The organism is Lichenifustis flavocetrariae, assembly GCF_026130545.1.
Taxonomy (GTDB): Bacteria; Pseudomonadota; Alphaproteobacteria; order Rhizobiales; family Beijerinckiaceae; genus Lichenihabitans; species Lichenihabitans flavocetrariae.
Window position 1 is genome coordinate 1 of the sequence record NZ_JAMOIM010000077.1, and the last position, 11,592, is coordinate 11,592.

General features: G+C 64.9%; 13 protein-coding genes and 1 pseudogene. 9 read left to right on the forward strand and 5 right to left on the reverse strand.

Annotation, left to right across the window (positions count from 1 at the left end):
* On the reverse strand, positions 1-257 hold a 257-nt coding region (locus M8523_RS34375), incomplete at its 3' end, for a hypothetical protein (RefSeq protein WP_282589318.1).
* A 254-nt stretch (positions 258-511) separates the two neighbouring features.
* On the opposite strand from M8523_RS34375, the gene M8523_RS34380 reads away from it, so the two are divergent.
* Together M8523_RS34380 and M8523_RS34385 are read left to right on the forward strand one after the other, a co-directional pair.
* Positions 512-1,195, forward strand: coding sequence for a response regulator transcription factor (locus M8523_RS34380; protein ID WP_282589319.1), 684 nt, complete (start codon positions 512-514; stop codon positions 1,193-1,195).
* A 246-nt stretch (positions 1,196-1,441) separates the two neighbouring features.
* Entirely contained in the window at positions 1,442-3,433 is a 1,992-nt protein-coding gene (locus M8523_RS34385; protein WP_282589320.1) for a putative bifunctional diguanylate cyclase/phosphodiesterase, read from the forward strand.
* A 157-nt stretch (positions 3,434-3,590) separates the two neighbouring features.
* On the opposite strand, the gene M8523_RS34390 is transcribed toward M8523_RS34385, so the two are convergent.
* Positions 3,591-3,827, reverse strand: coding sequence for a hypothetical protein (locus M8523_RS34390; protein WP_282589321.1), 237 nt, complete (start codon positions 3,825-3,827; stop codon positions 3,591-3,593).
* Positions 3,828-4,150: 323 nt separating this feature from the next.
* Here M8523_RS34390 and M8523_RS34395 point away from each other — a divergent pair, with 323 nt between their 5' ends.
* Together M8523_RS34395 and M8523_RS34400 are read left to right on the forward strand one after the other, a co-directional pair.
* Positions 4,151-4,582 (forward strand): MFS transporter, encoded by a 432-nt coding sequence (locus M8523_RS34395; protein ID WP_282589322.1) that lies wholly within the window; start codon positions 4,151-4,153, stop codon positions 4,580-4,582.
* Positions 4,583-4,597: 15 nt separating this feature from the next.
* Complete coding sequence (locus M8523_RS34400; protein WP_282589323.1) at positions 4,598-4,918, forward strand: hypothetical protein; 321 nt, start codon at positions 4,598-4,600, stop codon at positions 4,916-4,918.
* A 14-nt stretch (positions 4,919-4,932) separates the two neighbouring features.
* On the opposite strand, the gene M8523_RS34405 is transcribed toward M8523_RS34400, so the two are convergent.
* Positions 4,933-5,961: an NADP-dependent oxidoreductase gene (locus M8523_RS34405; protein WP_282589324.1), complete on the reverse strand. Its 1,029-nt coding sequence runs from the start codon at positions 5,959-5,961 to the stop codon at positions 4,933-4,935.
* Positions 5,962-6,049: 88 nt separating this feature from the next.
* Here M8523_RS34405 and M8523_RS34410 point away from each other — a divergent pair, with 88 nt between their 5' ends.
* Entirely contained in the window at positions 6,050-6,601 is a 552-nt protein-coding gene (locus M8523_RS34410) for a TetR/AcrR family transcriptional regulator (protein WP_282589325.1), read from the forward strand.
* 64 nt (positions 6,602-6,665) lie between these two features.
* On the forward strand, positions 6,666-7,001 hold the full coding sequence (locus tag M8523_RS34415; RefSeq protein ID WP_282589326.1) for a hypothetical protein: 336 nt from the start codon (positions 6,666-6,668) through the stop codon (positions 6,999-7,001).
* Between the two features lie 1,152 nt (positions 7,002-8,153).
* On the opposite strand, the gene M8523_RS34420 is transcribed toward M8523_RS34415, so the two are convergent.
* Positions 8,154-8,582 carry a winged helix-turn-helix transcriptional regulator gene (locus tag M8523_RS34420; RefSeq protein WP_282589327.1) on the reverse strand — a complete coding sequence of 143 codons (429 nt, stop codon included), beginning with the start codon at positions 8,580-8,582 and terminating at the stop codon, positions 8,154-8,156.
* 106 nt (positions 8,583-8,688) lie between these two features.
* On the opposite strand from M8523_RS34420, the gene M8523_RS34425 reads away from it, so the two are divergent.
* Complete coding sequence (locus tag M8523_RS34425; RefSeq protein ID WP_282589328.1) at positions 8,689-9,453, forward strand: SDR family oxidoreductase; 765 nt, start codon at positions 8,689-8,691, stop codon at positions 9,451-9,453.
* Between the two features lie 39 nt (positions 9,454-9,492).
* Positions 9,493-9,704: pseudogene (locus M8523_RS34430) on the forward strand (tautomerase family protein).
* A gap of 297 nt (positions 9,705-10,001) precedes the next feature.
* On the opposite strand, the gene M8523_RS34435 reads toward M8523_RS34430, so the two are convergent.
* Positions 10,002-10,907 (reverse strand): LysR family transcriptional regulator, encoded by a 906-nt coding sequence (locus tag M8523_RS34435; RefSeq protein ID WP_282589329.1) that lies wholly within the window; start codon positions 10,905-10,907, stop codon positions 10,002-10,004.
* A 130-nt stretch (positions 10,908-11,037) separates the two neighbouring features.
* Here M8523_RS34435 and M8523_RS34440 point away from each other — a divergent pair.
* On the forward strand, positions 11,038-11,592 hold a 555-nt coding region (locus M8523_RS34440), incomplete at its 3' end, for an FMN-dependent NADH-azoreductase (protein ID WP_282589330.1).

Consider the following 11,592-nt stretch of genomic DNA (forward strand, 5'->3'; position numbering starts at 1 on the left):
CAGCTCGACATCAAGGCTTTAAGGGAAAGGTCGAGGAGTTCGAAGTTGCGGTCGACGTCATGGGCCACGGCCGAGGCAAGATTGCTGGCCGCAAGGGTCACGTCGCGGCCGACGTTCCGCCGTGCCTGCAAGGTGACGAGCCCGAAGATGAGGCAGAGCGCCGCGAGCGTGACACAGGAGATCCCGAGCAGGATGTGCCGCGCCCGGCTTCCCTGCTGTGCTTCAGACCCAACCCACCGTGAGATCCTTGTAAGCACTCGCTTCCTCCCGCTTATGGGAGATACGCCGGGCTCGTTTCTTCTGACTGATCTGTGCCAGACAATCCGTGAACAGGGATAGCATTCGGTAAAGGTCCTCAGCAGCCTGTCACGACGCGCCGCTCGGCTGGGTGACCTACGCCCGCTCGATGAGCCATGATGACCGAGCGAACGGCCGCGGTGGGAGGATTGGCGCGCGACAATCAGGATGAGAATGGGACGCAAGCTGGACACGCCCGGGCGGGAGGCTTGGAATGCGATTGCTGCTGGTGGAGGAAGGGACACATCTTGGCGATCTGCTGACCGAGCAAATCCGTGGCGTCGGTTGGATGCTGGACACGGTCGGCACGATCGTTGCGGCCACGGAGGCCTCGCGCTCGATCGCCTATGATCTGATCCTCGTCGACCTCGGCCTGCCCGACGGCGATGGCAGATCCTTGATCAAATCCCTTCGGGCACACGGCTCGTCCGTACCAAACTTCGTTTTCACCGCAAGAGAATCAATCGAGGATCGTGTCGATGCGCTCGACTGCGGCGCCGACGATATCCTGATGAAGCCCTTCAATCACATCGAGGTTCTGGCGCGCTGTCGCGCCCTGCTACGACGAAGCGGCTTGCGCTGGGCGGACAGGATCGAATTCAGCCGTCTCCAATTTGACCCCGCCTCCGGGTCGGTCCGTGTTGAAGGCAATTTCGTGGGGATCCCGCCACGTGAACGCTCCCTGCTCGCATTGCTGCTCCGCCATGCAGACTGCGTCGTGCCGAAAAATCAGATCGAGACCGCCATGTCGGGATTCGGGGAGGAAATCTCAACCAACGCCGTTGAGCTCGTGATGTCGCGACTGCGACGGCGGCTCGGTCCTATCGATCCTGGCATCACGATCGAGACCGTCAGGGGCATCGGCTATTGGCTTCGGAAAGTGAAGGGGCATGTCTGAAGGGCTTCGAAAGCCTTCCTCACCGGGGCGCACCGTCGGGCTCTATATCCAATTTTGATGCTCTCATGCCGTTGATCCTCCCTCGAGGCAGTCTTGGAGAAGTGACCGAGTTCTTCAAGTGGAACACGGAATATACGACCTTCTTGCAATGGCAATGTAACGGCCTCGTTAAGGCTGGCTTCGGCATAGCTGAGTAAAGCTTCGGCCACGCAAGCGGCTGAAAGGTTGTGCGCGCATCATCGTCCCATGCGCTTGCTCCGAAATCACGTCGATGCATGGCCGGCCCACCTGCTACAGAAGCGGCTTGGCCGGCTGTTTGTGTCTGGAACTCTACTGGCGGCAGTGTCGCTCGTCGTCGGGCTTGGCTGCACCGGCAGGCAGCTTCGCGACGAGGCTCGGGCGGCCAGCCAGCATGCGCTCCGGGTCGCGGAGCTGCGCGGCAGCATCGCCTATCTCGATGAATGGATGACCGCGTCCGCGCGCCTCGCCGCTGCCACGGGCGAGCACTACTGGGCAGACCGCTACAACGAAGCGCTCCCGAAGCTCGACGCGGCCATCGCCGAGGCGGCTGGGCTGGCCTCACCGGAGACGCGTGGGGCACTGGCCAGCACCACCGGCGAGGCCCACCGCGACCTCGTCACCATGGAACGGCGTGCGCTCTCGCTCGCCGAGGGCGGCGATCTCGCATCCGCACGCGCGCTGCTCGATGGACCAGAATTCGCCTATCTCAAGGACGTTTACGCGTCGGGCATCGATGGCTTTGAGCAGGATCTCGCCGCCTTCAACGCAGCCCGCACAGACGCCCTCACCGACCGTGCGTGGCTCGAAGCATGGGGGTTGGCGCTCGCGGCCGTGGTGCTGGTTGCGGCCGGCCTGTGGGTTCTGTGGCGCGCGCGGCTTAAAAAGGCTCAGGCACGCATCATCACAGTGGCTCGTACCGACATCCTCACCGGCCTGCCGAACCGCCAGCGGTTCTACGAAGTGGCTGAGGTCATCCTGGCTGAACAGACACCCCAAGGCCGAGCCCTGCTGTTGATCGATCTCGACCGCTTCAAATCCGTCAATGAAACCTTTGGTCACGACGCCGGCGACGAGGTGCTGAAGCTGGTTGCGACACGCCTGCGCGGCCTCGTACGTGGAGGCGACCTGCTGGCTCGTCTCGGCGGAGACGAATTCGCGCTAGTGCTCGGCCAGGACAGGGCCTTGCTGCAGTCAGGGAGTGAGGCGGACGCCGTAGCGGCACGCATCGTCATGATCCTTGCGGATCCGTTCGTCATTAACGGCACCGCGGTCCAGATTGGTGCCAGCGTCGGCATCTCGGTCCAGGACGTCCCCTTCATGCCTGTAAGCGATCTCATGCACCGAGCTGACGTCGCCCTGTCCAGGGCGAAGCTCGACGGTCGCCGATGCGTCCGCACCTTCGAACCAGAAATGGATGCGGAGATGCGGTCGCGGGTTTTGCTCGAGCGCGACCTGCGGCAGGCTGTTGCCCAAGACGCGATCGTGCCGCATTACCAGCCGCTGGTTGATCTCCGGACCGGTGCGGTGGTCGGGTTCGAGATGCTGGCGCGGTGGCCCCACCCAACCCGTGGGATGGTGCCGCCGGACGTCTTCATTCCGCTCGCCGAGGATCTCGGCCTGATCGGCGCCCTAACGGAACGCCTGATGCGACAGGCCTGCCGCGAAGCAGCAAACTGGCCGCATGCCATCACGCTCGCCTGCAATCTGTCGCCGGTGCAGCTCTGTGACCCTGGTCTTCCAGAAGCTATTCGCGACGTCCTCAATGAGACAGGTCTGCTTCCGAGCCGTCTTGAACTCGAGGTCACCGAAAGCGCGCTCGTCGGCGATCTCGCCCTCGCCCGGGCATCGCTCGGACAGCTCAAGGTCTTGGGCGTGCGCCTTGCCATTGACGACTTCGGCACGGGCTACTCCAGTCTGAGGCACCTGCAATCGCTGCCTTTCGACAAGATCAAGATCGACCGGAGCTTTGTGGCTGGAATGACCGACGACATCGACAGCGGCAAGATCGTCTCCGCCGTAGTGGGACTCGGTCGAAGTCTGGGCCTTGTGACGGTCGCGGAGGGGATCGAGACTGAGACGATCGCGGGCTGTCTGCGCGATCTTGGCTGCGATATCGGACAGGGTTGGTTGTTTGGCCGGCCCATGTCTGCCGACCAGATCGCGACAATGTTGTCCGGAGAACGCGTCGAGCATCACTCGGCGCCGGTTGCCGCATGAGTATCAAATTGCGTCCAGACGTGGGGATCGGCCTGCCATGGTCACACTGCGCGGAAAAAGATTAATCGTTTCAGGGTCTAGATGTGCCTCGGACATCACGAAGCCGTAGGAGGGAAGCATTCGGCAAGGCAATTCTCCTGTAGGCACTCTCTAAGAATCAGAACAGCGCGAACCGCCTCACCACGATCCCGCCCCGCTGGAAGAGTTCGACGATCTCGTCGCCCTGGTAAGCCTCCTTCGCTGTGACGATGTACGCCGTGAGAAACTCGCCGTTGCGCAGCTCCTGCATCGCGACCCTGACGGCATCCCGCAGCGACAGAAGGTGGCGCTCGCACGCCCTCTCCCGGCTGGTCCACTTCAGAGTCGCCGGCACGGTGAGATCGACAGCGGTCATTGCAAAGCCCAAAGTCCAGGTCGTCGAGATTAGGAGCGGGTCAGGCGTCTGGCCATGCGGCGTTATCGCCGGTGGCCAAGCCGCTTAACCTCACTGACGACACGTTTGGATGGCGACGATGCGTCGTGCTGTCCGTACAGGCGGGTTCCGTACTAGGGGCTGGACACGTAGCCTCTAGCTTACGCAAGGGTTCGATCCACCACGCAGCCCTGCTTGCAGCGATGGGGGTGATGGGAAGTCCGGTGTCTGCACGCATCAATGTCGAGAAGGGCATTGCGCCTCTGAAGGCATGGCTTTCAACCTCGCATATCAGATCAGGAACCATGTCGAGCACGGCCACGCTCTCGGGCTTGGCGCTGTCACCCGGCGGCGTCGTGACCATGGTGGGAATGTTCGTGGTCGGCAGGCTTGGCTTCATCCAACCGAAATACCTCATCGCGGCCGGCGCCCTCGTCGTCGCGCCCGCGATGCACGACCTGACCCGGATCGACGCGGACCTCGATTTCGGCTTCTTCGCATGGTCTCGCGTCTACGTGGCGATCGGGCTGCCACTCCTCTTTATTCCGGTCACCACCTCGTCGTACATCGGTCTTCCTCCGGGCAAGACCGATGAGGCCTCGGCACTCATCAACGTGGCGCGGAATTTCGGCGGATCCATCGGCGTGTCGTTGGCACAGACGGTGTTGGCCCGTCGCGAACAGTTTCACCGAAGCCGGCTCTCCGAGCACGTTGGCGCGTGGAACCCCATCTACTGACAGTCGCTCAAGCAAGTGCAGGGCTATTTCGCGACGAAGCAGCTGCCCGGAACGGGCGACGCGCAGACGGCCGCTGCCTGGATCGACCAAATGGTCGAGTTGCAATCCAGCTTCCTGGCTTACATCGACGTGTTCTTCGTCCTCATACTGGTCGCGGTCGCGATCGCGGGCATAGCCCTGACGCTGCGAGGCGCGAAGCGGGGCGGGGTCTCGCAGGGCGTGGCTTTAGCCCCGGCGATCAAGCACAGGCATCCCGGACCTACGGCTATCGCGCGGACCGGGTCGAAGCGTGCGCCGCCGAGGTCACCGGAACGGCTTGATGACCGGGGCCCTTGACTGCAAGGACGCCTTTACGCTTCGGCTTTCTCGACATTGAGCACGATCTTGCCTTGGATGTGCCCCTGGGCCGCCCGTTCGTGGGCTTTGCGCGCGTCGGCGAGCGGATAAGTGCTGTCGAGGACGACGCGGATCGTCCCGGTATCGAGCAGGCGCCCGAGTTCCGCCAATTGCGCGCCGTTCGAGCGGACCTGGGTCGCCGACACGGTGACGCCCAGCCTCTCGACTTCCTCCGCACCCGAGAAGCCCAAGGGAAACACCGGGAACAAGGCGCCGCCACGCTTCAGCGTGCGCAGGAAGCGACCGGTGCTCGGTCCGCCGAGGGCGTCGATGACGAGATCGATGTCGTGCGCCTCCTCGGGAGGTGTCTTGGCGTAATCGATGAACTCGTCGGCACCGAGTTCGCGCAGGAGCGCCTCGTTCTTGCCCGAGGCCACGGCGATGACGTGAGCGCCCTTGATCTTGGCGATCTGAACCGCGAAGTGCCCCACGCCCCCGGCGGCGCCGTTGACGAGGACGGTCTTGCCATCAAGCTGCACCGGCTCGTGCTGCTTCGGCTGTAACGGGTTCCGTTCGTCGTGCCCCAAATCCACCAGGAACTGCCATGCGGTGAGCAGGGACATCGGCGCCCCGGCGGCATGCCGATGGTCGATGCCGGCCGGCTTGATCGCGCCCTCCGACGCCGGCACGCTGACGTATTCGGCGTAGGCCTTGCTGCCGCCCGCGAGCCCGCCGGGGAAGCGAACCATCGAATAAACCTCGTCCCCGACGGCGAAGCCCTCGACGCCGTCCCCGACCGCCTCGACGACGCCCGAGATGTCCGTGCCCGGGATGGCGGGCAACGGCACACGCGGCTGCCACTCGGGAGGCAGCATCCTGTAGCCGTCGCGCAGGTACCAATCGGGGGGATTGATGCCGACCGCGTGCACGCGAACGAGCACCTCGCCCGGCTTCGACTCGGGTTTCGGCGCGTCCTCGTAGACCAGCACCTCGGGTCCGCCGAACTCACGGAATCGGACCGCTTTCATCGTCAGTGTCGACATCGCTTCCACCTTCACCCCGAATGGGGTACTTGCACCGGAGCAGTGACCCGTATATCCGGAGCACCGACCCGTTTGTCAAGTTAAGCCCATGCGAGCCGACGCTCGGAAGAATTACGACCACCTGCTGGCGGTCGCGCGCGAGACGGTGACCGAAGGGGGCGCGGACGCGTCGCTGCGCGAGATCGCGCGGCGGACAGGCGTGGGACTCGGCACGCTCTATCGTCACTTCCCGAGGCGGGAGGTCCTGCTCGAAGCCTTGCTCCGCGCGAGCTTCGACGAGCTGACGGTGCGGGCGCGCGCACTGGAGGGCTCGACATCGCCCGAGGACGCACTGACGTCGTGGATGCGCGAGATCGTGGCGGTCACCCACGGCTACAGGGGAGCCATCGCCTCGATGGTGGCCGCCATAGCGGAGCCGGGTTCCGCGCTCCACGCTTCTTGCGTCTCGATGAAGACGGCAGGCACGAACCTCCTTGTCCGCGCTCAAGCCGGGGGCATGGCGCGTGCGGACATCGACGGCACGGACCTCTTCGCCCTGGTGAGCGCGCTCGCTTGGCTTCACGATCAACCGTCGTTCGCCCCGCGCGCCGAGCATCTTTCCGAGGTCATCGCAGGCGCCATCCTGATCAAGCCTGCTTAACGAGAACGCCGGACGTCTCATGGCCTGGACGACGACGCCGGCGTGCGGCTTAGATCGGAGGACGGTGCTGGAGAAGAACGGCTGGACCATCCAGGAGGCCGGCAACGAGGCCGAGGCGGTGGAGCCGGTCACCCCGGCGCCGCTCCACCCTGATCCGGCTCGACCTCACGATGCCGGTCATGGACGGCTTCGCCTTCCTGCACCGTCTCCGGGAGAGGCAGGATGGTGCGGACATCCCGGTGATCGTCCCGGGCGGAAGCAACGTCTCCCCCGCCGAAACGAGCGGTTCGCCGAAGCGGATCAGGTCCTGCGCAAGGACGAGACGAGCATCCGGGATCCGGCCGCCGAGGCCCGCAGGCTCGATAAACGGCACGCACCGAATCCGGCGGCTGGCGCATGAACGCAGGGCCGGCGGCTGCACATCGCCTCGCGGTCGGACTGGTGGTCGGCTGACGGCCGTTGCAAGAGACGCGACCGACCGAGCTAACGTATCCCGACAAGGGAACGAAGCTCGACACAACGGGACGACCATAAATGCGATCATTCCGCCGACCCTCTCCTCGACCTTCATCAATTGGCCCGGTCTAGACGGCGGCCTTTTTGGCGGGCGTGACGGGAGAGTTGACCCGACCTGCACGAAGGAGCCTGGCGCGGCGAAGCGTGAGCATCGCGGGCCTCGTCCTGTTGCTGTTCGCCGTGGGCGGCGGTCCCGTCCTGTGGCTGCATCACGTCACTTTGCCCGCATTCCGGGTGGCCGGCGGCGCGCCGCAGCGTCCTCGCCTCGTCGAACGACTGCATCAAGATCCTCGACCTCGACGCCAACCTGCTGTCGAACTTCTGGCCGAGCACTTCCTGCTCTTCATAACCCGTCAGGTCGTCATTTTGTCGCCAAGCGCCCACGAATGGGGACACTTATTGCGTTTGCATCATCCCGGAAGAAGGTCTGCTCCACGCCCCGGTGCTTGGCCCTGTCGTCGTGGACATCAGCCTCGTCGCGGGGGACCGACAATGGTTCAAGGCGCGAATCAACGAGCCGCCAGCCAAAGTCCCACCGCATTATAGGCACCCAAACCCGGTATCGCCGCGCAACGGCGCCACGGTTTCGCGCGACGTCACGCGTGACAATCGGCGAAGACGCCGCCGTCAGCGGGTCATTCAAACGACGCGGTGAGAGAAGCGGGCAATAGGTATTCGCGTCCGTCCAAGCCTGCCGCCGACCATGGCGGGCATCGACCTGACCGCAAGAACCGAACGGTGGATTCGGTTGATCGCGAGGTTGGCGGGCGCAGATCACCGCGCCGGCCTCATCGACCTTGTCGCACCCTGAATCAGCCGGGTAAGAACCCTTGCGAGCCTCTTTGATACAGCCCTTCGCCGACTCGGGTAGCACTGAAGGTGCCCGCATTACGAGCACGTGCGCGCCGGCCGACAAGGCGGCGCTTGCGATACCACTCTCTTGCTTTTCCGCCAGAACCCTCCCCGCTTACGCGGACTTGGCGGTCGCTTGAAGCGTCCTCAGCGATACCGCGCCCCGGACCGACGCGGATGCACGTCATCCTACCTTCGTGTCGAACGCTACCCGCGACGCCTCGACTCCGGCTAGGTTGTCTTGAGCCCAGATCCAAACGCCACAGAAGGCGGCGCCCAGGCTCGCCCCCAGGTCGGTGAGGCGATAGTCGACGCGCGGCGGCACCACGGCATGCACGGTCCGCGTGACCATGCCGTCGCGCTCCATCTGGCGCAGCGTCTGCGTCAGCATCTTCTGGCTGATGCCGGCCACCTGCCGTCCAAGCTGGGTGAAGCGCAACTCTCCATTTTCGGCAAGCACCTCAAGGATGATCATCGTCCACTTGTCGGCCACCCGGCCGATCAGCTCGTTCACCAGCGCTTCCACCTTGGGATCGCAATCGGACGGCGAGGTACGCTCCGCGATGCGGCGGGCTCGGCTGATCACCGGGTCGCTGAATGGCAGGTTCGACATCGGACCGCTCTCCATTGGGTGCGTATGGATATTTCGGGTGCCTACTTTCCAGCGGAGCGTAGACGATCTAGCTTCCTCCCACCACCACCCCGAAGGAGCAGGGCTCATGAAACAGACCGGCAACACAATCCTGATCACGGGCGGCGGCTCGGGCATCGGCGCGGCGCTGGCCCAGCGACTCCACGATCGCGGCAACAGCGTCATCGTCGCCGGACGTCGCGAGGAAGAGCTTCGGCGCGTTATCGCCGGACGCCCGAACATGCATGCGCTCCGGCTCGACGTGGACAGCGCCGAAGGCGTCGCCGATTTCGCGGCGCGGCTGCTCGCCGCCCATCCCGCGCTCAACGTGCTGATCAACAATGCCGGCATCATGCGCTTCGAAGAGTTAGATCGGTCGCGCGACCTCGCCGACGCGGAGTCGACGATCAACACCAACCTGCTCGGACCGATCCGGCTCACCAACGCCCTGATCGATCACCTGGCCGGGGAGTCCGACGCGGCGATCGTCAACGTGACCTCGGGGCTGGCCTTCGTGCCGCTCTTCACCACGCCGACCTACAACGCCACCAAGGCGGCAATCCACTCCTACACCGTCACCATGCGGGAGGTGCTGAAGGGCAAGGTCGAGGTGATCGAACTCGCGCCGCCGGCGGTGCAGACCGGCCTGACGCCGGGCCAGGAGAGCCGCCCGGGATACCAGCCGCTCGACGCCTTCGCCGACGAGGTGATGGCGCTCTTCGCCCAGGAACCGACGCCGCGCGAGATCCTGGTCGAGCGCGTCGGCTTCCTGCGCTTCGCCGAGGCCCAGGGACGCTTCGACCAGACGGTGACGCAACTGAACGAGTTCGCCGCCAAGGCTCGCCAGGGCTGAGCCGGCCCCTTCTTCCCCAAGGACAACCAGGAGAACACCATGCCATTCGCTAACATCAAGGTGCCGCAGGCCGCCCTTTCGAGGGTTCAGAAAAACAAGATCATCCATCGCGTGACGACCATGTTCGCGGAGTATTTCGGCGAGGCGGCGCGACCGCATACGATGGTCCTCATCGAGGAGGTCCCCGATGGCGGCTATGGCCGAGCGGACGAGTATACGTCGTCCCTGAGGCCTATCGAGCCAAGGACTAAGGCAGGTCGAGGATCAGGTACGCCGGCCGCAGGGGAGTGCGGTCCATCTGGGGAGCCACCGGGCGGGCCATGTCGATCTTCGATGCTGCTTGAGCCCGCGCCCCTTGCGGCCTCGATCGCGATCCAGGACCGGATGTGACCGCCGCCGCATCCGTTCGCGCCCAGGCTGCGTCCATGTCAGCGGCTCCAGGGTTCCGTTGCGGCTCAAAGCGCCGGGGTAGAGGCCGCGAGCCGGGCTGAGGCCGTTTTGAGTCTTCCGGGAACGTCGACGACATCCCTGATCGCAGGTCCAGCGCATCAGGCTTCGGGCGCGTCCACGCGGCTTCGAAGATCCTCAAGAAGCCACCGACCGGCCCGACCAAGGGCTCTGTCCCGCATGTGTGCGGCATAGATGGTGAGCGGTTCTGCCGGGCCGAGATCGTCGGCCATCGGCAGGGCTACGAGGCGTCCGTCGGCCAAGTGCGAGGCGACGAGATGTTCGGGCATCCGGCACCAGCCAAGGGCGGCCAGGAGGAAGTCCAGGCGGCGGCCGAGGTCGACGAAGCGCCAAGCCTTCGTGCCGATCACCCCGTAGCTCGGGCCGTCCGGCGCGTTTGGGTCGGACAGGACGAGTTGGACGTGCTGGTGCAGGTCCTCACGCGTCGCCGGACGGTCGAGCCGCGCGAGCGGATGGTCTGGGGACACGACCGGAACCAGACGCGCCCTGAGCAACGGGAGGGCGACGACGTCCTCGGGCACCACCGGGAGCAGGAGACAGAACGCCAGCGCGGCTTCGCCCTTGCGCAACCGTCGCTCGGCGCCTCTCAAGCCCTCGGTCGAGAACGTGACCGGCAGGTGGGGGAACGTGTCACGGAGTGCGCGGAGGCTCTCGATGAGAGGGGCCGTGGGGATGAGCGGATCGATCGCGACCGCGAGTTCAGGTTCGATGCCTTCGCGCGTGCCCGCAGCCAAGGCCTCGAATCGACCGGCGCTCGCGAGGACGATGCGTGCCTGGCCAACCAGGGCGCGCCCGACCTCGGTCAGCAGCGGACGATGCCCGCTCCGGTCGAAGAGCGTGACGCCCTGGACGCCCTCCAGCGTCGCGACGGCTTGGCTGATGGCGGATTGCGCTCGGTTCAACTTCCTGCCAGCGGCGGAGAAGCTGCCGGTCTCGGCGATGGTAGCCAGCACCCGCAGCTGGTCGAGCGTGAGGCTTCCGATCATCCATCATCTCCGCCGATAGAGATGATCGGTTTTTCATCGCTCCACAAGAGACCGTCCGGGGTTCAGCGTGCCGGGAGTTCAATCGCTCCGATCAGGCGGACGCCCTCGGAGCCGCTTATGGAAATCCGTCATGCCAAACCTCCTCGTCGTCGAAACCAGTCCGCGCGGCGACTACTCCATCTCCCGCGATCTCACCCGCCGCTTCGTGTCACGTTGGCGCTCGGCGCACCCGGACGGGCACGTCGTGGATCGCGACCTGATGGAGACCGATCTGCCGTTCGTGAACGCGCCTTGGCTCCAGGCGTACTTCACGCCGGCCGAGAAGCACTCCGCCGAGATGAAGGCGGTGCTCAGCCTGTCGGACGAGCTTGTCGCCGAACTGCTGGCGGCAGACCACCTCGTCATTGCCACGCCGGTCTACAACTACAACGTCCCGGCCGCACTGAAGGCCTGGGTCGACCACGTGGTCCGCAAGGGCATGACGCTTGGGCAGGACGGCAAGGGCATGCTGACCGGCAAGAAGGCCACCGTGCTGCTGGCTTCCGGAGGCGTCTACACCGAGGGATCGCCGATCCGTGATCGTGACATCGCGTCCCAGTACCTGCGCTTGATCCTGAACGTGATCGGCATCACCGACGTGACCTTCATCGCCGCCGGTGGAGCGAAGGCCGTGGATCTCGGCGAA